The following is a 24,999-nucleotide window of genomic DNA, read 5'->3' as shown; positions in this document are numbered from 1 at the left end:
TCGTTTGGCTCAGGCGGAGGCTGCTGGGAGGGCCGCCTTCAGGCCGTTCAGGAATGCGGAGTTTTCTTCCGGCGTGCTGACCGTCACACGAATGCAATTGGCCAGCGATGGGTGCATTTTACTCAAATTTTTGATCAGCACCTTCTCGGCAAGGAGTTTAGCGCAGACAGCGGCGGCGTCCGCTACCCGCAGCGAAATGAAATTCGCCGCCGACGGAAATACTTCGACTCCCGGCAGGGCCGCCAGTTCGGCCGCCAGGCGCTCGCGCTCGGCGTTGATCGAGGCGGCCTGGGCGTCCAGCACGTCGACGTGATCCAGCACGAACTCGGCCGCCACCTGGGTCAGCACGTTCACGTTGTACGGCGGACGCACCTTCTCGAACTCGGCCAGCAGGGCTGGCGCGGCGGTCATGTAGCCGAGGCGGATGCCGGCCAGGCCCAGCTTCGATACGGTGCGCATCACGACCAGGTTGTCGAACTCGCCGAGGCGGTCCATGAAGGTTTTACGCGCGAAGGGTTGGTAGGCTTCGTCGAGCACGGCGATGCCGTTGTCGCCCAGGGCGCGCAGGATGGCTTCGATGTCTGCCGTGGCGAACAGGTTGCCGGTCGGGTTGTTCGGGTAGGCCAGGAAGACCACGGCCGGCTGGTGTTCTTCAATCGCCGCCAGCATCGCCGGCAGGTCGAGCGTGAAGTCGGCCTTCAACGGCACGCCGACGAAATCGGCACCCGCGAACTGGGCCGAACGCGAATACATGACGAACGCCGGCACCGGCGCCATCACGACGGCGCGCTGGTCCGTGCTGGCCACCGTGGTGGTGACGATCTGGATCAGTTCATCCGAGCCGTTGCCGAGCAGTACGCCGTAGCCGTCCGGGATGCCCAGCTTGGCGCTCACTTTTTCCTTCAGCGTGGCGTAGGACGCCACCGGGTAGCGGTTCAGCACCGCATCGGCCAGGCGCGTGGCCAGTTCTTGGCGCAGGTCGTCCGGCAGCGCGTACGGGTTTTCCATCGCGTCCAGCTTGATGTAGCCGCTCGCATCGGGCACGACATAGGCGCTATTGGCGCGGATGTCCGCGCGGATGACGTTGGCGATCAGGTTCTCGATGGGCATGCTCATTCCTCGGTGACGGTGGCGGCGCGTGCGCGGCGCGCGATACTCTTGCGTTGCTTGATGGTGGGTTCGGGGTCGGGCGAGGCCAGGCGCGCTTCGATGATCTCGCAGTAGGCCGGGTTCAGCTCGAAGCCGGCGAACTGGCGGCCCAGGCGCTTGGCCGCGATCGCCGTGGTGCCGCTGCCCATGAAGGGGTCGAGCACCACGCCGCCCGGCGGGCAGGATGCCTTGATCATGCGTTCGATGATCTCGAGCGGCTTTTGCGTAGGGTGGTCGGCGCGCTCCGGATGCTCGCGGTGCAGGCGCGACACGCTCCACAGGTCTTTCGGGTTGTAGCCGACTTCCAGCCATTTGGCGCCGACGAAAATCGAGCGCGTGCGCGCCTTCTTGGTCGCTTCGTCGTAGGGCACGCGCACCGCATCGAGATCAAAATAATAATCCTTGCGGTTCACGAAGAAGCCGATGGTGTCGTGCACCGACGAGAAGCTGCGCACGCTGCCGCCCATCGAGGGCACGCGGCGGTCCCAGATGATCTCGTTCATCATCGTCATGCGCTTTTTCAGCATGACGAAGATCTCGGGCGCGAAGCGCCAGGTCAGGAAGATGTACAGGCTGCCGTTGGGTTTCAGCTTGGGCAGCGCCGCGTTCACCCATTCCTCGGTCCAGGCCAGATAGGCCTCGACGCTTTGCTGGTCCGAGGCGTTGCCGTAGTCCTTGCCGAGGTTATAGGGCGGGTCGGTCAGGATCAGGTCAACCGAACCATCGGGGATGCGCGCCAGCCCTGCCAGCGCGTCCTCGCAGTAGACCTGGTTGACCCAGTCCGTCATGACTTTTGCTTGAGTCGGAGTTCGGCGCTGCGCGCGTGCGCCTGCAGTCCTTCGCCATACGCCAGTTCGGCCGCGACACGGCCCAGCGTTTGGGCGCCGGCTTCGCTCACCTGGATGACCGACGAGCGCTTCTGGAAATCGTACACGCCCAGCGGCGACGAGAAGCGCGCCGTGCGCGAGGTCGGCAGCACGTGGTTCGGGCCGCAGCAGTAGTCGCCCAGCGACTCCGACGAGAAACGGCCCAGGAACATGGCGCCGGCATGGCGGATCTGCTCGGCCCATTGCTGCGGGTTCTCGGCCGAGATTTCCAGGTGCTCGGCGGCGATGTCGTTGGCGATCGCGCAGGCTTCTTCCATGTCGCGCACCTTTACCAGGGCGCCACGGTCGGTGAGCGAGGTCGTGATGGTCTCGGCGCGCGGCATGGTCGGCAGCAGCTTGTGGATGCTCGCTTCCACCTGCTTGATGTAATCCGCGTCCGGGCACAGCAGGATCGCCTGCGCCAGTTCGTCGTGCTCGGCCTGCGAGAAGAGGTCCATCGCCACCCAGTCCGGGTCGGTGGTGCCGTCGCACAGCACCAGGATCTCGGAAGGACCGGCGATCATGTCGATACCGACCACGCCGAACACGCGGCGCTTGGCGGCGGCCACATAGGCGTTGCCGGGGCCGACGATCTTGTCGACGGCCGGAATGGTCTCGGTGCCATAGGCCAGTGCGCCGACAGCCTGGGCGCCGCCGATGGTGATCACGCGCGTCACGCCGGCAATCGCGGCGGCGGCCAGCACCATCTGGTTCTTCACGCCGTCCGGGGTCGGGACCACCATGACGATCTCTTTTACGCCAGCTACCTGCGCCGGGATCGCATTCATCAGCACCGACGACGGATAGGCAGCCTTGCCGCCCGGGACGTAGATGCCGACGCGGTCCAGCGGCGTGACGCGCTGGCCCAGCACGGTGCCATCAGGCTCGGTGTAGGTGAAGCCGTTCAGTTCCTGCTTTTGCCGTTCGTGGAACACGCGGATACGCTCGGCCGCGGTCTGCAATGCGGCGCGCTGGGCGTCCGGCAGTGCGGCCAGGGCCGCTTGCAGCTCGTCCTGGGTCAGGTCGAAGGCGCTGATGCTCGTCGCATTCACGCGGTCGAAACGGTTCGTGTATTCGAGCACGGCCGCATCGCCGCGCTTCTTGACGTCGGCGAGGATGGTCGCCACCGCGGTTTCGATTGCGTCGTCGGTCGCGGCCTCGAAAGCCAACAGCGTATGCAGTTGCTGTTTGAAGTTCGCGTCGGTGGAATCGAGGGTGCGGATCTGTACTGCCATGGTTCAGCCTTGTAGTCTGGATGCCTTGTCGAAGGCTTCGATAATCGGTTGCAGGCGCTCGCGTTTGAGCTTGAGCGCGGCCTGGTTCACGACCAGGCGCGAGGAGATCTCCATGATCTTCTCGACTTCGACCAGGTTGTTCGCGCGCAGGGTGTTGCCGGTCGAGACCACGTCGACGATGGCGTCGGACAGGCCGACCAGCGGCGCCAGCTCCATCGAGCCGTACAGCTTGATCAGGTCGACGTGCACGCCCTTGCTGGCGAAGTGCTCGCGCGCGGTGTGCGTGAACTTGGTGGCAACGCGCAGGCGCGCGCCCTGGCGCACGGCGGTCTCGTAGTCGAAGCCGGCGTTTACCGCCACCGACATGCGGCAGCAGGCGATGTTCAAATCCACCGGCTGGTACAGGCCTTCGCCGCCATGCTCGAGCAGCACGTCCTTGCCGGCCACGCCGAAGTCGGCCGCGCCGTACTGCACGTAGGTCGGCACGTCGGAAGCGCGCACGATCAGCACGCGCACCAGCGGGTCGTTGGTGGCCAGGATCAGCTTGCGCGAAGTCTCCGGGTTCTCGGTGACGACGATGCCGGCCGCCTCCAGCAGAGGCAGCGTGTCCTCGAAGATGCGGCCCTTGGACAGGGCCAGGATCAGGCCTGGCTCCGTCGATTGTGTTGCAATGCTCATGACTTAGTTTCGTAACCCGTTATTTGATCCGCACGATGTCGGCGCCAACCGCCGACAACTTCACTTCCATGCGGTCGTAGCCGCGGTCGAGGTGGTAGATGCGGTCGATCAGGGTCGTGCCTTCGGCGGCCATTCCGGCGATCACCAGCGAGGCCGAGGCGCGCAGGTCGGTCGCCATCACCGGTGCGCCGACCAGGCGGTCGACACCCTTGATGAAGGCAGTGTTGCCCTCGGTGGAAATGAAGGCGCCGAGGCGGTTCATCTCCTGCACGTGCATGAAGCGGTTCTCGAAAATGGTCTCGGTCACGCGGCTCGGACCGGCGGCAATCGTGTTCACCGCCATGAACTGGGCCTGCATATCGGTCGGGAAGCCCGGGTATTCGGTGGTGCGGAAGGACACCGGCTGCGGACGGCCATCCATGCGCGCACGGATGGTGTTGCTGCCCACGTCCATCTGCAAACCGACTTCGCGCAGCTTGTCGAGCGCGACATCGAAGATGTCGGTGCGGGTATTCGTCAGCACGATGTCGCCGCCGGTGGCAGCGACTGCACAGAGGAAGGTGGCGGCTTCGATACGGTCCGAGATCACGGCGTGCTTGGCGCCATGCAGTTCCGAAACGCCCTGGATCACCAGGCGGTCGGTGCCGATGCCCTCGATCTTCGCGCCCATGGCCACCAGCAGGTTGGCCAGGTCGGTGACTTCCGGCTCGCGCGCGGCGTTTTCCAGCACGGTCTCGCCTTCGGCCAGGGTAGCAGCCATCAGCAGGTTCTCGGTGCCGGTGACCGTGATCATGTCGGTCAGGATGCGCGCGCCCTTGAGCTTTTTGGCTTTGGCGTAGATGTAGCCGCCTTCGATCGTGATCTCGGCGCCCATCGCGCGCAGGCCCTTGATGTGCTGGTCGACCGGACGCGAACCGATGGCGCAGCCGCCCGGCAGCGAGACCTTGGCTTCGCCGAAGCGCGCCAGCAGCGGGCCGAGCACCAGGATCGACGCGCGCATGGTCTTCACCAGCTCGTACGGTGCTTCCAGGCTGGTGATGTTGGCGCCGTTCAGGGTGACGTTTTCATCGTCCTGGTTCACGGTCAGGCCGGTCTGGGCCAGCAGCTTGAGGATGGTCTTCACATCGTGCAGGCGCGGCACGTTGGTCAGTTCGACATCGCCTGCCGTCAGCAGGCCGGCGCACAGGATGGGCAGGGCCGCGTTCTTGGCGCCGGATACCGCGATCTCGCCGTTCAGGCGCTTGCCGCCAACAATCTGGAGCTTGTCCATGCTTATCCTTGGTACTCGTCCGGGGTCAGGGTCTTCATCGACAGCGCGTGGATTTCCTCGCGCATGCGGTCGCCGAGCGCGGCGTACACCAGCTGGTGGCGCTGGATCGGGCGCTTGCCTGCGAATTCAGGCGAGACGATCAGGGCCGAAAAGTGCCGGCCATCGCCCTCGACCTGCAGGTGGGTGCACTGCAGGCCCTTTTCGATGTAGCTGTGGATCAGTTCTGGGGTGGTCGACACGATAAATCCTAAATAATGTATTAGTGGCGCAGCTTGTAGCCGTGCCGGAGCAAATTGATCGCAATGGCCGCCAATACCGCGAAGAACACGGAGACGATGGCCAGGCTGGTCCAGGGCGAAATATCGGACGTGCCGAAGAAGCCGTGGCGGAACCCGTCAATCATATAAAAGAACGGGTTGAAATGCGAGACCGCCTGCCAGAAGCCTGGGAGCGAGTGGATCGAATAGAACACACCGGCCAGGAAGGTGGCGGGCATGATCAGGAAGTTCTGGAATGCGGCGAGCTGGTCGAACTTGTCGGCCCAGATACCGGCGATCACGCCCAGGGTGCCGAGAATGGCCGCGCCCAATACGGCGAACACGATGATCCACAGCGGCGCCGCAAAGCTGAGGTGGGCGAACCAGGCGGTAATCGCGAACACGCCGGCGCCGACCACCAGGCCGCGCACCACGGAAGCGGACACATAGGCCAGCAGGATTTCCCAGTGCGACAGCGGCGGCAGCAGGATGAACACCAGGTTGCCGGTGATCTTCGACTGGATCAGCGAGGACGACGAATTGGCGAAGGCATTCTGCAGCACGCTCATCATCACCAGGCCCGGCACCAGGAAGGCGGTGTAGCTGACGCCCGGGTAGACTTCGACCCGGCCTTCGAGCACGTGGCCGAAGATCAGCAGGTAGAGCATGGCGGTCAGGATCGGCGCGGCGATGGTTTGCGTCGCTACTTTCCAGAAACGCAGCATTTCTTTATAGAACAGGGTACGGAAACCCACGGAAACGAAACTCACAGTGCACCCTTTCCGGCTTTGGCATCGCCCATGATTTGCAGGAAGATGTCTTCCAGGTCGGCTTGCTGCAACTGCATCTCGTCGACCACGGCGCCGCTTTCGCGCAGGCGCGCCAGGATGGCCTCGACTTCGCCCGGGGCGTTGATGCGCAGGCTGTAGCGGTTGCCTTTGCCGTTTTCCTGTTCGTCGTGCGAGACCAGCGGACGCAGGCCTTCCGGCAGCGTGCCTTCCTTCAGGTGGACGATGAGTTGCGAGCCGGACACACGGCGCAGCAGGCCCTGCATGCTGTCGAGCGCCACCACCTCGCCGAGCTTCAGCATGGCCACGCGCTGGCACATGGCCTCGGCTTCTTCCAGGTAGTGGGTGGTCAGCACGACGGTGTGGCCTTCGCGGTTCAGGCGCGAAATGAATTTCCACAGGGTCTGGCGCAGCTCGACGTCGACGCCGGCGGTCGGCTCGTCCAGCACGATGACGGGCGGCTTGTGCACCAGGGCTTGCGCCACCAGCACCCGGCGCTTCATGCCGCCGGACAGGGCGCGCATGTTGACGTCGGCCTTGTTCGTGAGATCGAGGTTGTGCATGATCTCGTCGATCCAGGCATCGTTGTTCTTGATGCCGAAGTAGCCCGACTGCAAGCGCAGGGTTTCGCGCACGGTGAAGAAGGGATCGAACACCAGTTCCTGGGGCACCACGCCGAGATTCTTGCGCGCATTGCGGAAGTCGGTGACGACGTCGTGGCCGTGGATCTTCACGCTGCCGACGTCGGGCCGGATCAGGCCGGCGATGGTGGAAATCAGGGTCGTCTTGCCGGCGCCGTTCGGGCCGAGCAGGCCGAAGAATTCGCCTTGCTCGATGTTCAGGGAAACGCCCTTGAGGGCCTTGAAGCCCTTGTAGCTTTTCTCGACGCTGCTAATCTGGATCGCTGTCATTGTTCTTGGGAGTGGCCGTGGCGCAGGACGCGCGCGAGCCGAGCGGGGAAACGACCCATTATAGGGGAAATCGGAAATGCAAGAGCTTGGGGGAATGAGAAGCCAACAAAGCCAGCTTATAGGAGGTGCCGAAGGAATTGGCGAACTCAACCGTACGGTGGGCACCCCGTGCCCACGCGGAAGGCGGCGTCATCGGCGGCCGTTGCGGCAAAGGCGAAATGAGAAAGCCGATCAGGCTCCGGAAGAGAGTCGATAACGCATCGGGCCAAAATGGGCGCTATCGAAACGCCCCCATGGGATGAGCCGCAGGCCCGCACGCTTCACGCGTGGGCACGGAGTGCCCACCCTACGTGTTCACCGCCTGCGGCCAGTTATGGCTACAGCGGCACATTTACGACCGCTCCAGCACCCCATCCAGCCCATACAAATTGGCCAGCGCATCGATATTCGCCGGCACATTGATGAACGTGAGCTTCTGCCCCGCATCGCGCGCGCGGCGTTGCCAGGCCAGCAGCAGGGCCACGCCCGAGGAATCGGCGGCGCGCACGCCGCCGAGGTCGAACACGGTTTCGCCGGCGCGGATGGCGGCGATGCCCTGCTCCAGGGCCGCATCGGCGGTCTCGAAGGTCAGGGCGTCAAGGGACAACATAGGATTTGCTTCGGCCATTATTTCTTCGGCGTGTTCAGCGGCTTGCTGGCCAGCTGCTTGTTACGTTCGGCCAGGCGGTTGATCAGGCCATCGATGCCGGACTTGTTGATCTCGGCGGTGAAGGTGCCCTTGTAGGTTTCCACCAGCCAAGCGCCCAGCACGTTGATGTCGTAGATCTTCCAGCCGCCGTCGCCCTTGGCCAGACGGTAGTTCAAGGTGATCGGCTCGCCACGGGCGACGTTCACCTGCGAACGCACTTCGACGTCGGTGTCGGTCGGGCTCGAACGCATCGGCTTGAACTCGACGGTTTCATTCTTGATCGTCGACAGTGCGCCCGAGTAGGTGTACACCAGCAGCGTGCGGAATTCTTCCGACAGGCGCTTTTGCTGTTCCGGGGTGGCCTGGCGCCAGAAGCGGCCGGCTGCCTGAGCGGTCATTTTCTCGGCATCCACGTACGGCAGGATCTTCGAATTGACCAGGTCCATGATCTTGTTGCGGTTACCGGCCTGGATGTCCTTGTCGGACTTCACGGTGTCGATGACTTCGGCGCTGATGCGCTTGACCAAGACGTCCGGCGCTTCGTTGGTGGCAGGCGCCGGCGCAGCGATGACGCTGGTGGCAAAGGCGACGGAAGCAACGGTGGCGATGAGGTGGGCGATGGGTTTCATGGGCTCTCTCTTTTCTGTTCGTTGTAGGTTCCGGCTGGGGCGCCGCGTCAAGCGGGGCGACAGCCAGTTCCCTGGTACTTACTCGATAATGACTGCGCAGTGATTACTGCGCAGTCATTACTGCGTCTTCGCGGGCGTTTCCGCCGCGGCAGGCTCGGCTGGCGCCGGCGATGCCGGCAGCGGCACCACCTGGCTGCTCGAGGTCGGCGCATCGTCGCCGTCGTCTTCGGCCGCCGCACGCGGCACATTGCCGTCGTACACCTGGCTCTGGCGGCGCTGCAGGTAGCCGTCGCGCAGGAACTCGTAACGGTCGAGTGCGGCTTCTTCCAGCAGGTTCGATGCATCCAGCAGCGAAGCGCGCTGGTCGATCACACGAATACCGCTGCCGATGTTGCGCCAGTTATGCGGGTCCTTGTACTTCCATGGATCGCCCCAGCGGTCCGCCGGCAAGGCGGTGGTGTCACGGATCGTAGATGGGCCCAACAGCGGCAACATCAAGAAGGGACCCGAAGGAACACCCCAATAACCGAGGGTCTGGCCAAAGTCTTCGTTGTGTTTCTGCAAGCCGGCTTCCGACGCGATGTCGAGCAGGCCCAGGATGCCGAAGGTCGAGTTCAGCGCCACACGGGTAACGTCGGTCATGCCGGCTTCGCCCTTGCCCTGCAGCAGGTTGTTGACGGCGCTCCAGGCATCCGACAAGTTGCCGAAGAAATTGCCGACGCCGGTCTGGACGAAGCCCGGGGTCACGTTCTTGTAGCCGGTGGCCACCGGCTTCAGGACGGTGCGGTCGACCGCGTCGTTGAAGGCGAAGCTTGCGCGGTTAAACTTTTCCAGCGGATCCTGCGGGTTGGCCGAGGTGGCGCAACCCGACAGCACGGCGCAGGCGGCCACTGCCAAGGCCAGGCCACTCAGTCGCGGCAGGGTAGTCATCTTCTTGCTTTTCATTCGCTGCCATCCTTTCCTTCGGCGGCCTTGCTGTAGATGAACTGGTTGATCAGGTCTTCCAGCACGGTGGCCGATTGCGTACGGTTGATTCGATCGCCGTCGACGAGATTCTTGGTGTCGCCGCCCGGTTCGATGCCAATGTATTGCTCGCCAAGCAGACCTGCGGTCAGGATCTTGAGCGACGAATCTTTCGGGAACTGATAGTTTTCGTCCAGATCCAGGGTCACATTCGCCTGGAACGTTTTATCGTCGAAGCTGATGTCGCCAACGCGACCCACCACGACACCGGCGCTCTTGACTGGCGCCTGCGGCTTCAAGCCACCGATGTTGTCGAATTTCCCTGTCACGACATAGGTGTCGGTAAAGGAAAGCGAGCTCATGTTACCGGCCTGGAGAGCCAGGAACAGGACAGCGGCCGCGCCCAGCAGAACGAAGAGGCCGACCCAGACGTCGATGATTTTACGGTGCATAGTAATTCCTAGTAGTCAGGCCATCTGTGCGCGGCCAAACGAAACGGTTCTGATTTGTTGAGTTGTTTATTTGTCGATTACTGCGTGAACATCAGCGCGGTCATCACGAAATCCAGGCCCAGCACCAGCAGCGACGCGATCACGACGGTGCGGGTGGTCGCGCGCGCCACGTCGGCCGGGGTCGGCTTGGCGTTGTAACCCTGGAACAGCGCGGTGAAGGTCACGGCGATACCGAACACGAAGCTCTTGATAATGCTGCTCATCACGTCGCGGTTGACGTCGACGCCGGCCTGCATCTGCGACCAGAACGCGCCTTCGTCGAGGCTGAGCAATTTCACGGCCACCAGGTAGCTGCCGACGATACCGACCGCCGAGAACACGGCTGCCAGCACCGGCATGGCAATGACGCCACCCCAGAAACGCGGCGCGAGGACGCGCTGCACTGGGTTGACTGCCATCATTTCCATGGCCGACAGCTGCTCGCCCGCTTTCATCAGGCCGATCTCGGCCGTGAGCGAGGTGCCGGCGCGGCCCGCGAACAGCAGCGCGGTGACCACCGGGCCGAGTTCGCGGATCAGCGACAGGGCCGTCAGCGAACCGAGCTTTTCCTCGGCGCCGAACTGGATCAGATTGACGTAGAACTGCAGGCCCAACACCAGGCCGACGAACAGGCCGGAGACGATGGTGATGACCAGTGAATAGTTACCGATGAAATGGACTTGCTCGGAAATCAGCGACGGGCGGCGGAAGGCGCCCGGCGAAAAACGCAGCAAATTGAAAAACGCGCGCGTGGCAAAGCCCAGGGCTTCGACGCCTTCGCGCGCGGTGCGGCCGGCCGCTTCCAGGAAACGCACGATCATCGCTTCGCTCCCAAGCCCAGGTCGTCGCCGAGCGACTTGCCGGGGTAATGGAAGGGCACCGGACCGTCCGGTTCGGCGTTCACGAACTGCTTTACGTAAGGGTCGGTCGAGACGCGCAGTTCTTCCGGCGTGCCTTCAGCCACGATCTTACCGGCCGACATGAAGTAGACATAGTCAGCGATGGCAAAGGTTTCCTTGACGTCGTGCGAGACCAGGATCGAGGTCGAGCCGAGCGCATCGTTCAGATTGCGGATCAGGTTGGCGGTCACGCCCATCGAAATCGGGTCGAGGCCGGCAAAGGGCTCGTCGTACATGATCAGTTCGGGGTCGAGCGCGATCGCGCGCGCGACGGCCACGCGGCGCGCCATGCCGCCGGAAATCTCGCCCGGCTTGAGCTTATGGGCATTGCGCAGGCCGACGGCGTTCAGCTTCATCAGCACCAGATCGCGGATCAGTTCTTCGGACAGATCGGTATGTTCGCGCAGCGGGAAGGCAACGTTGTCGAAGATGGACAGGTCGGTAAACAGGGCGCCGAACTGGAACAGCATGCCCATGCGGCGGCGCAGGCGGTACAAGCCGTCGGTGCGCAGCTCGTGCACGACCTCGCCGCCGACCCGCACCTGGCCGCGCTGCGGACGGATTTGTCCGCCGATCAAACGCAGCACTGTGGTCTTGCCGCAGCCGGACCCGCCCATGACGGCAATAAGCTTGCCGCGCGGGAAGTCCATGCGCAGATTCGACAGGATCTTGCGGTCGCCGTAGCCGAACTCAAGATCACGTATTTCTACTAAGTTAGACACAGGGGGTAATTAGATTTGGGGAATCTCGTATTGTAGTGCAGAAACGGCAACCGCTGCTTGAGGCCCCTCGGTTTCCACCCATTGTACGACGCACAATTACAACACAAATAACCCGAAAGTCATCTATTTAATGTTGTAAGTAATTGTTTTTTCTACGATATGCATACAAGACAACATTTCAATTTATTGTCTTATATAAACATTACTCTGGAGAAGCGCTGAAACTGGATGACAAGATGGGGCCGCTTTCAAGGAAAGCAAGAGCGATCGTTTGCGGCTCGAAAGAGATCGAAAAACCGGCGGGGAGGCAGGAGGTTTGACTGGCGTTTTGGCGGGAAGTTGACCCTTCCCGCCGGTTCTTCTCATTAACGCGGCAGTACCGACGAGCCCATCAGGAACTCATCGACCGCACGCGCGCACTGGCGCCCTTCGCGGATCGCCCACACCACCAGCGACTGGCCGCGGCGCATGTCGCCGGCGACAAAGACCTTCGGCACCGAGGTCTGGTAGGCGTTCTCGCCCTCGACCGTTGCCTTGGTATTGCCGCGCGCATCTTTCTGCACGCCGAAAGCATCCAGCACCTGCTGCACCGGCGAGACAAAACCCATGGCCAGGAAGACCAGGTCGGCCTTCAGTTCGAATTCCGAGTCCGGCACCTCGATCATCTTGCCGTCTTTCCACTCGACATGGCAGGCGACCAGTTTTTCCAGCTTGCCGTTCTTGCCTTCGAAGCGCTTGGTGGCCACCGCGAAATCGCGCTCGCAGCCTTCCTCGTGCGAGGACGAGGTGCGCAGCTTGGTCGGCCAGTAAGGCCAAACCAGCGGTTTGTTCTCCTGTTCCGGCGGCATCGGCATCAGTTCGAACTGGGTGATCGATTCGGCGCCGTGGCGATTCGAGGTGCCGACACAGTCGGAACCGGTGTCACCGCCGCCGATCACGACCACGTGCTTGCCGGTGGCCTTGATCTGGTCTTTCAACTTATCGCCGGCATTCACGCGGTTCTGCTGGGGCAGGAAGTCCATGGCGAAATGCACGCCCTTCAGCTCGCGGCCCGGCACCGGCAAATCGCGCGGCTGCTCGGCGCCCCCGGCCATGACCACGGCGTCGAATTCGGCGGCCAGGTCTTCGGGGAAGATGGTGTCGCGCGCCATGTTGCTGACCGTGGCCGGGAAGTCCTTGCCGATCAGGACGCCCGTGCGGAAGGTAACGCCCTCCGCCTGCATCTGTTCCACGCGACGGTCGATCAGCGTCTTTTCCATCTTGAAGTCGGGAATGCCGTAGCGCAGCAGGCCGCCGATGCGGTCGCTTTTCTCGAAGACGGTGACGTCGTGGCCGGCGCGCGCCAGTTGCTGGGCGGCGGCCAGGCCGGCGGGGCCGGAGCCGACCACGGCGACCTTCTTGCCGGTTTTATGTGCAGGCGGCTGCGGCACGACCCAGCCGTGTTCCCAAGCGGTGTCGGCGATCTTGCGCTCGATCGACTTGATGCCGACCGGATCGTTGTTGATGTTCAGCGTGCACGAGGCTTCGCAAGGGGCCGGGCAGATGCGGCCGGTGACCTCGGGGAAGTTGTTCGTCGAGTGCAGGTTGTCGATCGCGCCGCGGTAGTTGTTGTGATAGACCAGGTCGTTCCAGTCGGGGATCTGGTTGTTGACCGGGCAGCCGGTGTTGCAGAACGGGATGCCGCAATCCATGCAGCGTGCGCCCTGCACCTTGGCTTGCGGGTCGGTCAGGGTGAGGACAAATTCCTTGTAGTTCTTGATGCGGGTGGCGGGATCGAGGTATTGCTCTTCCTGCCGTTGAAATTCCATGAAGCCGGTGATTTTGCCCATGTTGCTGTTCCTTTGTTCTTTGCCGGATTCACGTTCCGGTTGACTGCGCGGCTGCGCTAGCGTTAGTTGAACGCGTGGACGGCAACGCCGTCCACCCTACGGTTGTTCGCTCTTATGCCGCGAGTTCGATCTTGTCGTTGGCTTCTTCCATGCTGCTGTTGTGCATTTCTTCGAGCGCGCGCTTGTAGTCGGTCGGGAAGACCTTCACGAACTTGGCGCGGCTGTTGGCCCAGTCGTCGAGCAGGTTGCGCGCGCGCGTGGAACCCGTGTGCTTGAAGTGACGCTCGATCAGGCGGCGCAGGATGACTTCGTCCGACTCGCGCTCGCCGCCGCGGGTCTGGCTGTGCCAGCCGGCCACGTCGCCCTGCTCTTTCGTCGACACCACGCGTTCCAGGTTCACCATGGTCGTGTTGCAGCGGGTTTCGAATTCGTTCTTCGGATCGTAGACATAGGCCACGCCGCCCGACATGCCGGCGGCGAAGTTGCGGCCGGTGTCGCCCAGCACCACGACGGTACCGCCGGTCATGTATTCGCAGCCGTGGTCGCCCAGGCCTTCCACCACGGCGACGGCGCCCGAGTTACGGACCGCGAAGCGTTCGCCGGCCACGCCGTTGAAGAAGGCTTCGCCGGCAATCGCGCCGTACAGGACCGTGTTGCCGACGATGATGTTGTCGACCGCCCAGCCGCGGAACTCGGTGTTCGGACGCACGATGATGCGACCGCCCGACAGGCCCTTGCCGACGTAGTCGTTGCCCTCGCCCACCAGGTCGATCGTGATGCCGGCGGCCAGGAAGGCGGCGGCGGATTGGCCGGCCGTGCCCTGCAACTGGATGTGGATGGTGTCGTCCGGCAGCCCGGCATGGCCGTAGCGCTTGGCAACCTCGCCCGAGAGCATGGCACCGACCGTGCGATTGACATTCTTCACCGGCGAGATGAAGGAGACGCGCTCACCCTTCTCCAGCGCCTGCTTGGCCTGGGCGATCAGCTTGTGGTCGAGCGCGCGGTCCAGGCCGTGGTCCTGGCCACCGGTGTGGAACAGGTTACATCGGTCATCGGTCTTCGGCTGGTAGAAGATGTTGCTGAAGTCCAGGCCCTGCGCCTTCCAGTGCGACACCGCTTTCGATTTGTCGAGCAGGTCGGCGCGGCCGATCAGTTCGTCGTAAGTGCGGATGCCGAGCTGGGCCATCAACTGGCGCGCTTCTTCGGCCACGAAGAAGAAGTAATTCACCACGTGTTCCGGCTTACCCTGGAACTTTGCGCGCAGCACCGGGTCTTGCGTCGCGACGCCGACCGGGCAGGTGTTCAGGTGGCATTTGCGCATCATGATGCAGCCTTCGACCACCAGCGGCGCCGTGGCAAAGCCGATCTCGTCGGCGCCAAGCATGGCGGCGATTACCACGTCGCGGCCGGTCTTCATCTGGCCGTCGGCCTGCACACGGATGCGGCTGCGCAAGCCGTTCAGCACCAAAGTTTGCTGCGTTTCAGCCAGGCCCAGTTCCCACGGTGTGCCGGCATGCTTCACCGACGACAGCGGCGAGGCGCCGGTGCCGCCATCGTGGCCGGCCACGACCACGTGGTCGGCCTTGGCTTTCGAGACGCCGGCAGCCACGGTGCCGATGCCCACTTCCGACACCAGCTTCACCGAGATCGAGGCGTTCGGGTTGGTGTTCTTCAAATCGTGGATGAGTTGCGCCAAATCTTCGATCGAATAGATGTCGTGGTGCGGCGGCGGCGAGATCAGACCCACGCCCGGCACCGAGACGCGCAGGGAGGCAATGTATTCCGTGACCTTGTGGCCAGGCAGCTGACCGCCCTCGCCCGGCTTGGCGCCCTGCGCCATCTTGATCTGGATCTGGTCGGCCGAATTCAGGTATTCGGCGCTGACGCCGAAGCGGCCCGAAGCCACCTGCTTGATCTTCGAGCGCAGCGAGTCGCCGTCTTCGAGCGGGATGTCGGCAGCCACACGGTCCGAACCCAGCACCGAAGCGAGCGTTTCGCCCTTGCTGATCTTGATGCCCTTGAATTCATTGGCGTAGCGGCGCGGGTCTTCGCCGCCCTCGCCGGTGTTGCTCTTGCCGCCGATGCGGTTCATGGCAATCGCCAGGGTCGCGTGCGCTTCGGTCGAGATCGAGCCGAGCGACATGGCGCCGGTGACGAAGCGCTTGACGATCTCCTTGGCCGGCTCGACTTCGTCGATGGCAATGGCCTTGCTTGGATCGATCTTGAACTCGAACAGGCCGCGCAAAGTGAGATGGCGGCGCGTCTGCTCGTTGATCAGTTGGGCGTACTCTTTATAGGTGCTGAAACTGTTGGCGCGGGTCGAGTGCTGCAGCTTGGCAATCGCATCCGGCGTCCACATGTGGTCTTCGCCGCGCACGCGGAAGGCGTATTCGCCGCCAGTATCTAACGCATTCGCCAGCAGCGGATCGGCGCCAAAGGCCAGGTTGTGCAGGCGCAGCGCTTCCTCGGCTACTTCGAACAGGCCGATGCCCTCCACGGTCGACGAGGTGCCGCGGAAATACTTGTCGACGAGCGACTTGTTCAGGCCCACGGCTTCGAAAATCTGCGCGCCGCAGTAGGACATGTAGGTGGAGATGCCCATCTTCGACATCACCTTCAGCAAGCCCTTGCCGATGGCCTTGGTGTAGTTGGTCATGGCTGTTTCCGGCGCCATTTCATGCGGCAGGTGCTGGGCCAGGTCGGCCAGGGTTTCCAGCGCCAGGTAGGGGTGGACGGCTTCCGCGCCATAGCCTGCCAGCAAGGCGAAGTGGTGGGTTTCGCGGGCCGAGCCGGTTTCCACCACCAGGCCGGTCGAAGCGCGCAGGCCGCGCATCACCAGGTGCTGGTGGATGGTGGAGGTGGCCAGCAGGGCTGGAATCGCGACCATGTCGCCGGACAGCGCGCGGTCCGACACCACCAGGATGTTGTGGCCGGATTTAACGGCGTCCACTGCTTCCGCGCACAGCGAGGCCAGCGAGGCTTCGATGCCCTCCTTGCCCCAGGCGACCGGATAGCAGATGTTCAGTTCATACGACTTGAACTTGCCGCCGGTGTGCAGGCTGATGTTGCGCAGGCGCGCCATGTCGTTGAAGCCGAGTACAGGCTGCGACACTTCCAGGCGCATCGGCGGATTCACGTTGTTGGTGTCGAGCAGGTTCGGCTTCGGACCAATGAAAGACACCAGCGACATGACCATGCTTTCGCGGATCGGGTCGATCGGCGGATTGGTCACTTGCGCAAACAATTGTTTGAAATAATTGTACAAAGGTTTGAGCTTGTTCGACATCACCGCCAGCGGCGAGTCGTTGCCCATGGAACCGGTCGCTTCCTCGGCCAGCACGGCCATCGGCGCCATCAGGAATTTCAGGTCTTCCTGGGTATAGCCGAAGGCTTGCTGGCGGTCCAGCAGCGTGATCGCGGCTTTTTCGCCTTGTGCCGGCGTGTCCTTGACGCGGTGTTGCGCCAGCTGCGATTCGCTCAGCTTGATTTCGTTCAGCTTGATGCGCACCGACTTGATCCAGGCTTTATACGGCTTGGCGTTCGAGTAGGTGTCCTTCAATTCCTTGTCGTCGATGATGCGCCCTGCTTCCAGATCGATCAGGAACATCTTGCCCGGCTGCAGGCGCCATTTCTTGACGATGCGCGATTCCGGAATCGGCAGCACGCCGGACTCCGAAGCCATGACGACCAAGTCGTCCTCAGTCACGACATAGCGCGCCGGGCGCAGGCCGTTGCGATCCAGGGTGCCGCCGATGTGGCGGCCGTCGGTGAAGGCCATCGCCGCCGGGCCGTCCCAGGGCTCCATCATGGCCGCGTGGTATTCGTAGAAGGCCTTGCGGTTGTCGTCCATCGAGGTATGGTTTTCCCAGGCCTCGGGGATCATCATCATCATCGCCTGGGCGATCGGGTAGCCGGCCATCACCAGCAGTTCCAGCGCGTTGTCGAAGCAGGCGGTATCGGACTGGCCTTCGTAGATCAGCGGGAACAGCTTGTTCAGGTCCTCGCCCAGCACGGCCGACTTCATCATGCCTTCGCGCGCACGGGTCCAGTTGAAGTTGCCCTTCACGGTGTTGATCTCGCCGTTATGCGCAATCAGGCGGTACGGGTGGGCCAGCGGCCATTCCGGGAAAGTGTTCGTCGAGAAGCGCTGGTGCACGAGGGCCAGTGCCGAGACGCAGCGCGGGTCTTGCAGGTCCTTGAAGTAGACGCCGACCTGGTCGGCCAGCAGCAGGCCTTTATAGACGATCGTGCGCGCCGACATCGACGGCACGAAGAATTCCTTGCCGTGCAAGAGTTTCAAGGCCTGGATGGCGTGGCCGGACGACTTGCGGATCACGTACAGTTTGCGCTCGAGCGCGTCGGTGACCATGATGTCCGGACCGCGGCCGATGAAGATCTGGCGGATCACCGGTTCCTTGGCGCGCACGGTGGGCGACATCGGCATGCTGTCGTCGACCGGGACATTGCGCCAGCCCAGCACGACCTGCCCTTCGATGCGCACGGCGCGCTCGATTTCCTGTTCGCAGGCGATGCGCGAGGCGTGTTCCTTCGGCAGGAAGACCATGCCGACGCCGTATTCGCCGGGCGGCGGCAGTTCGACGCCCTGCTTCGCCATCTCGTCGCGGAAATACTGGTCGGGAATCTGGATCAGGATGCCGGCGCCATCGCCCATCAGCGCATCGGCGCCGACCGCACCGCGGTGGTCCAGGTTCTTCAGGATCATCAAGCCCTGGTCGATGATGGAATGGCTCTTGTTGCCCTTGATATGGGCGATGAAACCGACGCCGCAGGCATCGTGTTCATTGGCGGGATCGTACAGACCTTGGGCAATCATACTCGGCTCTCCACAGCTTTTTCAGGGGGTGAAGGCCGAGAATAGTGCAATGCAGCAGACGCATCAAGCAGAACAATTAGGGTCGGAGTCGAATTAACTGATGACTTATGCGCTCAAATTTTAATTGGGGACAGGTTTGTCTAGTAGTCGTCAGGCGCTTTTTGGACGATCTTTATTTGAACGGCTGGCTTTCTTGCGGCAGGAAATTGCGAATGCCGTTTTTCTGATCAGTCCGCTGAAACCGGTGCAACCTGCTTGGCGGGACGGCCCCGCTTGGCCGGCAGGATGCGGCGCCCGCTCTTCTGTTCGAGCCCGATCTTGAAGGCTTGCGTGCCTAAGGGCTGGCCTTTCTGGACGCTGTTGGCGATCAGCGCCAGCTCGTCAGGCGCGATGCCTTGCCCGACCAGCTCGGTATAAGCGGCTTCGCGCTGGAAGGGCGTATTGCCGAGTGCCCAGAACAGGGCGTGGTCGGTGATCGCCGGATCGGGGCGCAGGCCGGCGTGGTGAGGATAGCTGGACCAGGCATAGCGGCCGGGTTCCATGGCCTGGCCTTCGCGCACCGGCGCCAGTTCGATGAAGCGGCTGCACATCAGGAAATGGCGGTCGGTATCGACCACGGCGGTGCGGAAACGTCCCTCGAACAAACCGCCGGCGCGGGCGTATCTGGCGTTATACCAGGGAACGTAGAGACGGCCGATCTTTTGCATCATGGCGGCCAGGCTGTCTTCGTCGGGCGGGGTGGCGAGCAGGTGCAGGTGGGTCGGGAGCAGGGCGTAGGCGTGAATTGCCACCTTGTAGAAGCGCGACGCTTCCTTCAGCCAGACGAGGAATTGCGCGTAGTCTTCGTCGGCGCGGAAGATCAGCTGCGGGTCGTTGGCGCGCTGGAGGATGTGGTGGGGTTGCTTGGGGAGGATGAGGCGGGGCTGGCGGGCCATGGTGAGGGCAGGGAGCGGTTCGGATAGCGTATTCTAGCGCCCTGCCATTGCTCTGTCCCTATTTATCAAGCCAAGCTGCAAAAATCGGATTGACTCTGTCCCGTAGGGTGGGTACTCGTACCCACCGTGCGTCACGTGCGGGTCGAAACCGTTGCGACAACAGAACGCATGGGCTTTTGTAGGGTGGACACCTGTGTCCACGCGGTACAACGTGTACCGGTCGAAACGGATTTTCGACAGGGAGCCATTGCACCGCGTGGACTCAGGAGTCCACCCTACAACTGCATACGCCATTCCGGTGGGTTCAAGAACCCACCCTACCATCAGGCTAGGGTAAATCCGGCGGAAAGGCTGTAGCCTTCACCGTAAGCACTGCGCAGCGGCAAATCCTGTCCCAGCCCGGTACGCGCCTTCTTGCGCAGGCGGTACACCAGCATGTCCACGCGCCGGCTCGCATCCGGGTCGTCGCCCCCCATGCCGGCAACGATGGTCGCGCGCGGCACCGGCCGGGTGTTGATCGTCAACAGGTGCAGGAAATTGAATTCCTTCTCGGTCAGATCGATCACCTTGCCGCCCAGCTCCAGCTGGCGGGCGCTGACACGCAGGGTCCATTTGCTCGGCAGCGGCGCCGGTTCGCTCGGGCGCACGCGGCGGCCCAGGGCTTCGATGTGGGCGGCCAGTTCCGGGAACTTGATCGGCTTGGTCAGATAGTGGTCGGCCCCCAGCTGCAGGCCGAGGATGCGGTTGTCGAAGGCGACGCGTCCGGTCAGCACCAGCAGCCCGATCTCGGGATACAGCTGGCGCATGCGCGGGATGACGGTAAAGCCGTCTTCGTCGGGCAGGCCCAGGTCGAGCACCACCACGGCGGCCGGGGTGCGCGTGAGCGCGGCCCACATCTCGCTGGCGGAGGTGGCCACCGTCACGTCGTGGTCGAGTTCGCGCAGGAAATCGGCCATGTCGCCGGCGTAGTCGCCGTTGTCTTCAACAATCAGTATCTGGGTCATGGGTGGGCCACGTTCTTTGTTTTACTTGTGCCTGCCTGTCGCGGCAGGGGCGTCCCCCGCGGACTGCGGGAGAGGTTCGCTACTGGCGGCCGGCCGGGCGGGCGTTTTGCCGGCGCCGGCGAGCGGCAGCCAGATGCGGAATTCGGCGCCGCCGGGGGCCGGCGATACCAGGTTCAGCACGCCGCCATGGACTTCCACGATCGCGCGCGCCATGTACAGACCCAGGCCGCTGCCGGGCAGGCCGTCGGCATTCCGGCCGCGGAAGAACTTGTCGAAGATGCGCGCCTGCTCGTCCAGCGGCACGCCGGCGCCATGGTCGCGCACCGCCAGCTCGATGCCGCTGGCCGCCAGGCGCCCGCGCAGCAGGATGGGCGTGGCCTCGGGCGAAAACGCGATGGCGTTGTCGACCAGGATCTTCAGCGCCAGGCGCATGCCGTCCGGTTCGCAGCGCAGGGCGTCGGGCAATTCGCCCACCTCGACGCTAGCGACGCGGCCGGCGGCGCGCACCTGCGCCGCCGCTTCGTCCAGCAGTTCGCGCGGCGCCACCGAGGTCGGCTTGCGCTCGCCGCCGATCTCGGCCATGCGATCCGGCGACAGATAGTCGTCGAGCATGGCGATCAGGCGGTCGGTGGCCAAGGCAATCTTGCGGTAGCGCTGGCGCGTCGGTTCGTCGGCATCCTGGCAGGTCGCTTCCAGGCGCTGCACGGCGCCGTCGATGGTCGACAGCGGCGTGCGGAATTCATGGTTCAGCATGCTGGCAAAACGCTTGCGCTCGGCTTCGCGCTGGCGCCGTGGCGACAGATCGCGCACCTGGCCCACCAGCGTCACCGGTTCGCCTGCGGCGTCGCAGAGCAGGGCCGAGATGACCTCGACCGGCACCATGTAGCCGTGCGCGCCGCGCAGTTCGGTTTCGCGCACCAGGCGCAGGCGGCTGCGGTCGCCGCCGCGCATGCGCCGGATCCGCTCGGGCATCCCGGCGCACAGGGCGGCCAGCGCACTGCCCGGGTCGCCGAGCTGGGCGGCGATGTCGGCAGGGCTGTATCCCAGCAATTGCTCGATTGCGGGGCTGAGGTAGCGCAGGGCGCCGCTGGCGCAATCGATGCTGAACGCGATGTCGCCGCCGATCTCGGCGATGACACGGAACTGCTCGGCCAGTTCCGCACCGGCCGCGCCGGAACAGTCAAGGCTGGCACTGCAATTCATTCCATACCATCCATTCATAGAGTCATGCACGAGGGCAATATCAAGCCCGCGAGCGAGTATATCGCTGCAACTACTTGTTTGTATAGGTAAGCGTTGTAGCGCTAGCGTTTAACTAAAATTGCCGATTTTGTAAATTGGTTAAACATTGTTAAATCAAGAGCCGCTGTCACCGAATCCTATTCGATTTGCATAGATTTACCTGCCTGAATCATGCAAACACGCGGCTTCCAGTGAAAACGCCCGCTGGCAGCGGGCGTTTTCATATACTTCTGGTTGCTTACTGTTCGTCGAGCGGCGCGAAGATCGCTTGCAGGTCTTCCTGCGTCAATGCCATCTTCTGCGATTCGCCTTCGGCCAGGATCGACTGCGCCAGCTCCGACTTCTTCTGCTGCAGTTGCTGGATCTTTTCTTCCAGCGTGCCCTTGGCGATCAGCTTGTACACGAACACCGGCTTGTCCTGCCCGATACGCCAGGCGCGGTCGGTGGCCTGGGCCTCGGCCGCCGGGTTCCACCATGGGTCGTAGTGGATGACGGTATCAGCCGCGGTCAGGTTCAGGCCGACGCCGCCAGCCTTGAGGCTGATCAGGAAGATCGGCACCGCGCCTTGCTGGAAGGCCGCCACCTGGGCCGAGCGGTCGCGCGTTTCGCCGGTGAGGATAGCGTAGCGGATGCCGCGCGCCGCCAGTTCTTCCTCGATCAGACCGAGCATGCTGGTGAACTGCGAGAACACCAGGATCTTGCGGCCTTCTTCCAGCAAGTCGTCGACCATCTGCATCAGGTCGGTCAGTTTGGCGGACACGGCAGCCGTGTTCTTCTTCGACGGCATGGCTTTCACCAGGCGCGGGTCGCAGCAGACCTGGCGCAGCTTCAGCAGCGCCTCCAGGATCACGATCTGGCTGCGCGCCACGCCCTTGCGGTCGATTTCCTCGCGCACCTTCTTGTCCATCGCCAGGCGCACGGTCTCGTAGAGGTCGCGCTGCGGGCCGGACAGTTCGATGCGGCGCACCACTTCGGTCTTTTCCGGCAATTCCTTGGCCACATTGTCCTTGGTACGGCGCAGCAGGAAGGGACGGATGCGGCGATTCAGCAGGGCGCGGCGCACCGGGTCGTCCTGGCGCTCGATCGGGTGGCGGAACTGGGTATTGAAAGTCTTTTCCTCGCCCAGCAGGCCCGGCAGCAGGAAGTGGAATTGCGACCACAGTTCGCCCAGGTGGTTTTCCAGCGGGGTGCCGGTCAGGCACAGGCGGTGGCGGGCATTCAGCGAACCGGCCGTCTGCGCTGCCTTCGAGCGCGTGTTCTTGATGTAGTGCGATTCGTCCAGGATTACCAGATGGTATTCGTGCTCGCGCAGCTTTTCCTCGTCGCGCGGCAGCAGGGCGTAGGTGGTCAGCACGATGTCGGCCTGCTCGATCTGGTCGAACATGTCCATGCGTTCCTTACCTTGCAGCAGCAGCACTTTCAGGCTCGGGGCGAAGCGCGCGGCTTCTTCCTGCCAGTTGGTCATCAGGCTAGTCGGCGCGATCACCAGGGCCGGGCGGGTCAGGCGGCCGGCTTCCTTTTCGGTGAGGATGTGGGCCAGGGTCTGCACCGTCTTGCCGAGGCCCATGTCGTCGGCCAGGATGCCGGCCAGGTCGTATTCGCGCAGGAACTGCATCCACGATAAACCGTCGAGCTGGTAGTCACGCAGCGTGGCTTGCAGGCCGGCCGGAGCGGCGACCTTTTTCACGGCGCCGAACTGGCTGAGCTTGCGGCCGGTTTCGCGCAGCTGCTCGCCACCGAACCAGCGCAGCTCCAGGCCGCGCGCCAGCTCTTCCAGGCGGCTGGCATCGAGCGTCGACAGGCGCACGCGCCCCTTGATCTTGTCGTTGAAGTAGAGCTCGCCGAGCGTGGACAGGATGGGCTTGACGCGGTTCCAGGGCAGGGCGACGCGCACGCCTTCGGGCAGGGTGGCCAGCATCTGGTCAGCTTCGCCATGGGCGGCCAGCACCGCCGGATCGAAGTCCATCGGCGCATTGCGAATGAGTTGCACCAGCACCGGCAGCAGCGGCACGCGCTTGCGGTTGACCACGATGCCTAGTTCCAGCTCGAACCAGGCTTTACCCGCTTCTTCCGGCTCGTCGATCTCGGCGTACCAGTCTTCCACCGCGACCACGTCGTAGCGGTATTTGTTGGATTTTTGCAGGTGCCAGCCGGCATCGGACAGGGCGTCGAGATCGTTCTCGGCAAAGCGCAGCCAGTGCGCCTGGCTATCGAGCTGCAGCGCGCCGGCCACGCCCGACAGCGGGGTAGTGGCGGGCTTGCGGAAGCCGAGCTCGGTCAATTTATCCAGGGCCGCCGCTTCGGCGCCAAGATTGCGCTCGATGATTTCGGTGACGTCGCCGATCTGGCGCACCACGCGCTGGGCCGGATCGAAGGAAACGCGCTGGCCATCATAGTCGAAGGAGAGCACGGCGAAATCCTGCCAGCGCTGGGTGCCGGTATCGGCCAGAGCCACGGAGTCGAGCAGCAGGAAGGGTTGCGGCGCGACGTCGGTGCGCAGGCGCTGGGTCAGCGGCTGCGGCAGCGGCATCAAGGTTTGCAAGCCATGGGCCAGCAGCAGTTGCGACACGCGTTTTTTATCGTTGCCGGTGAGGATGGGCGCCTGGGCCACCAGGGCTTGCAGCTCGGCCAGCGAAATGTCCACGCCACCACGGTTCAGTTCCAATGGACCGCAGGACAAATTGTCGATGTACCACGGCGGATCGGTCGGCAGCATGTAGTCGATCAGGTCGGCGCCTGGGTGGGTGGCGCCGTTGGCCGGTTCCACCGACCAGCCCAGCTTGGCCGCACGGCCTTCGTCGCGCCAGGCCAGGTTCGCTTGCCGGGTCGGACCGGCTTGCAGCGGATACACCAGGCCGTTCGACATGTCTTGCCAGGAATTGGCCCACAGCAGTTTGCCCTGTTTCAGCAGCATGTCGAGCAGGATGGCGCCGACCTTGCCCTTGGGCTCGGTAGCGCTGGTGCTCTGCGACGCGCCGCTGCGCATGGCGATGAAGAAGCGCACCAGGTCTTCGTCCTCGCCCTCGAGATAGGTCGGCGGGGCCGACAGCAGGGAGAACACCTCGTTCACCGGGCTGGCGGCGGCGACGTCGCCGTTCGGACGCAGGCGCGCCTTGCACAGGCAGACAGCCACGTGGCGGCCGCCGCTGGTCGGGGCCATGACGTAGACAAACTTGTACTGGACTGCCTTCGGATCGGCGAGCTCGACTGTCAACTTCGGTTGCGGATGGGCGGCTGCCTCGACCCTTTGCAGCCAGGTTGTCACGGGTGCCGGCAAGGCGGGCGCGCGTGCCGGCGTCGCACGCGGCGCGGGGGCGTCGCTTGCGTGTTCGCGTGGGTAATCAACTGTGTGCATGGGTCTCTGGATGGTGTGTGAAAAAGAACAACAAACGACATTATCTCTCATACGGACGGTTCAGTTTTGTTCGGAATCGCACGTAGTCGGGAAATCTTTACAGTATGAAATTTTAAGAATCTTTATTCCAACAAAAACAGCGGGGGTCAGGTCTGACATTCGGACACGAGCTCTGCCGTAATCTTCTATTTTGCGTGTTTTTCAATCTTGTTCCCATGGCAGGCGCGTACTACGGATGAGGCCGTGTCCAAATG

General features: G+C 63.3%; 20 protein-coding genes. All 20 read right to left on the bottom strand.

Annotation, left to right across the window (positions count from 1 at the left end; translation table 11 throughout):
- Positions 1-9: 9 nt before the first annotated feature.
- The 20 genes from hisC to LK540_RS07090 all read right to left on the bottom strand — a co-directional run bounded on the left by hisC (position 10) and on the right by LK540_RS07090 (position 24,745).
- Positions 10-1,110 (bottom strand): histidinol-phosphate transaminase, encoded by a 1,101-nt coding sequence (gene hisC, locus LK540_RS07185; protein WP_374041332.1) that lies wholly within the window; start codon positions 1,108-1,110, stop codon positions 10-12.
- Between the two features lie 2 nt (positions 1,111-1,112).
- The gene (locus tag LK540_RS07180; RefSeq protein ID WP_229436438.1) at positions 1,113-1,937 is read right to left on the bottom strand and encodes a site-specific DNA-methyltransferase; all 825 of its coding nucleotides are present in this window, start codon (positions 1,935-1,937) and stop codon (positions 1,113-1,115) included.
- Positions 1,934-3,250 (bottom strand): histidinol dehydrogenase, encoded by a 1,317-nt coding sequence (gene hisD, locus LK540_RS07175; protein WP_229436436.1) that lies wholly within the window; start codon positions 3,248-3,250, stop codon positions 1,934-1,936. The genes LK540_RS07180 and hisD overlap by 4 nt, the downstream gene beginning before the upstream one ends.
- A gap of 3 nt (positions 3,251-3,253) precedes the next feature.
- Complete coding sequence (gene hisG, locus LK540_RS07170; RefSeq protein WP_229436434.1) at positions 3,254-3,928, bottom strand: ATP phosphoribosyltransferase; 675 nt, start codon at positions 3,926-3,928, stop codon at positions 3,254-3,256.
- A gap of 19 nt (positions 3,929-3,947) precedes the next feature.
- Positions 3,948-5,198, bottom strand: coding sequence for a UDP-N-acetylglucosamine 1-carboxyvinyltransferase (gene murA / locus LK540_RS07165; RefSeq protein ID WP_229436432.1), 1,251 nt, complete (start codon positions 5,196-5,198; stop codon positions 3,948-3,950).
- Positions 5,199-5,200: 2 nt separating this feature from the next.
- The gene (locus LK540_RS07160) at positions 5,201-5,437 is read right to left on the bottom strand and encodes a BolA family protein (RefSeq protein ID WP_229436430.1); all 237 of its coding nucleotides are present in this window, start codon (positions 5,435-5,437) and stop codon (positions 5,201-5,203) included.
- A 20-nt stretch (positions 5,438-5,457) separates the two neighbouring features.
- Positions 5,458-6,225 (bottom strand): ABC transporter permease, encoded by a 768-nt coding sequence (locus LK540_RS07155; RefSeq protein ID WP_374041331.1) that lies wholly within the window; start codon positions 6,223-6,225, stop codon positions 5,458-5,460.
- Positions 6,222-7,154, bottom strand: a complete 933-nt coding sequence (locus tag LK540_RS07150) for an ABC transporter ATP-binding protein (protein ID WP_229436429.1) — start codon at positions 7,152-7,154, stop codon at positions 6,222-6,224. Before LK540_RS07150 ends, LK540_RS07155 begins: the two co-directional genes overlap by 4 nt.
- Positions 7,155-7,545: 391 nt before the next feature.
- Positions 7,546-7,803, bottom strand: coding sequence for a lipid asymmetry maintenance protein MlaB (locus LK540_RS07145; RefSeq protein ID WP_229436427.1), 258 nt, complete (start codon positions 7,801-7,803; stop codon positions 7,546-7,548).
- Positions 7,804-7,820: 17 nt separating this feature from the next.
- Positions 7,821-8,471, bottom strand: coding sequence for a phospholipid-binding protein MlaC (locus LK540_RS07140; protein ID WP_229436425.1), 651 nt, complete (start codon positions 8,469-8,471; stop codon positions 7,821-7,823).
- A 117-nt stretch (positions 8,472-8,588) separates the two neighbouring features.
- Positions 8,589-9,416 carry a VacJ family lipoprotein gene (locus LK540_RS07135; protein WP_229436423.1) on the bottom strand — a complete coding sequence of 276 codons (828 nt, stop codon included), beginning with the start codon at positions 9,414-9,416 and terminating at the stop codon, positions 8,589-8,591.
- Positions 9,413-9,886, bottom strand: a complete 474-nt coding sequence (gene mlaD / locus LK540_RS07130) for an outer membrane lipid asymmetry maintenance protein MlaD (RefSeq protein WP_229436422.1) — start codon at positions 9,884-9,886, stop codon at positions 9,413-9,415. The genes LK540_RS07135 and mlaD overlap by 4 nt, the downstream gene beginning before the upstream one ends.
- A 77-nt stretch (positions 9,887-9,963) precedes the next feature.
- Positions 9,964-10,746 (bottom strand): lipid asymmetry maintenance ABC transporter permease subunit MlaE, encoded by a 783-nt coding sequence (gene mlaE / locus LK540_RS07125; RefSeq protein WP_229436420.1) that lies wholly within the window; start codon positions 10,744-10,746, stop codon positions 9,964-9,966.
- The gene (locus LK540_RS07120; RefSeq protein ID WP_229436419.1) at positions 10,743-11,546 is read right to left on the bottom strand and encodes an ABC transporter ATP-binding protein; all 804 of its coding nucleotides are present in this window, start codon (positions 11,544-11,546) and stop codon (positions 10,743-10,745) included. Before LK540_RS07120 ends, mlaE begins: the two co-directional genes overlap by 4 nt.
- A gap of 365 nt (positions 11,547-11,911) precedes the next feature.
- Positions 11,912-13,375: a glutamate synthase subunit beta gene (locus LK540_RS07115; protein ID WP_229436418.1), complete on the bottom strand. Its 1,464-nt coding sequence runs from the start codon at positions 13,373-13,375 to the stop codon at positions 11,912-11,914.
- Between the two features lie 112 nt (positions 13,376-13,487).
- Entirely contained in the window at positions 13,488-18,209 is a 4,722-nt protein-coding gene (locus LK540_RS07110) for a glutamate synthase-related protein (protein WP_229436417.1), read from the bottom strand.
- Between the two features lie 227 nt (positions 18,210-18,436).
- Positions 18,437-19,144, bottom strand: a complete 708-nt coding sequence (locus LK540_RS07105) for a transposase (protein WP_229436416.1) — start codon at positions 19,142-19,144, stop codon at positions 18,437-18,439.
- A 323-nt stretch (positions 19,145-19,467) separates the two neighbouring features.
- Positions 19,468-20,148, bottom strand: coding sequence for a response regulator transcription factor (locus tag LK540_RS07100; protein ID WP_229436415.1), 681 nt, complete (start codon positions 20,146-20,148; stop codon positions 19,468-19,470).
- 21 nt (positions 20,149-20,169) lie between these two features.
- Complete coding sequence (locus LK540_RS07095) at positions 20,170-21,351, bottom strand: PAS domain-containing sensor histidine kinase (RefSeq protein ID WP_229436414.1); 1,182 nt, start codon at positions 21,349-21,351, stop codon at positions 20,170-20,172.
- A gap of 277 nt (positions 21,352-21,628) precedes the next feature.
- Positions 21,629-24,745 carry a DEAD/DEAH box helicase gene (locus LK540_RS07090; RefSeq protein ID WP_229436412.1) on the bottom strand — a complete coding sequence of 1,039 codons (3,117 nt, stop codon included), beginning with the start codon at positions 24,743-24,745 and terminating at the stop codon, positions 21,629-21,631.
- Positions 24,746-24,999: the final 254 nt, after the last annotated feature.

It is taken from the genome of Massilia sp. IC2-278 (assembly GCF_020708045.1).
GTDB lineage: Bacteria > Pseudomonadota > Gammaproteobacteria > Burkholderiales > Burkholderiaceae_D > Telluria.
The sequence above is the reverse complement of the archived record's forward strand: the minus strand, read 5'-3'. Positions and strand labels throughout refer to the sequence as shown.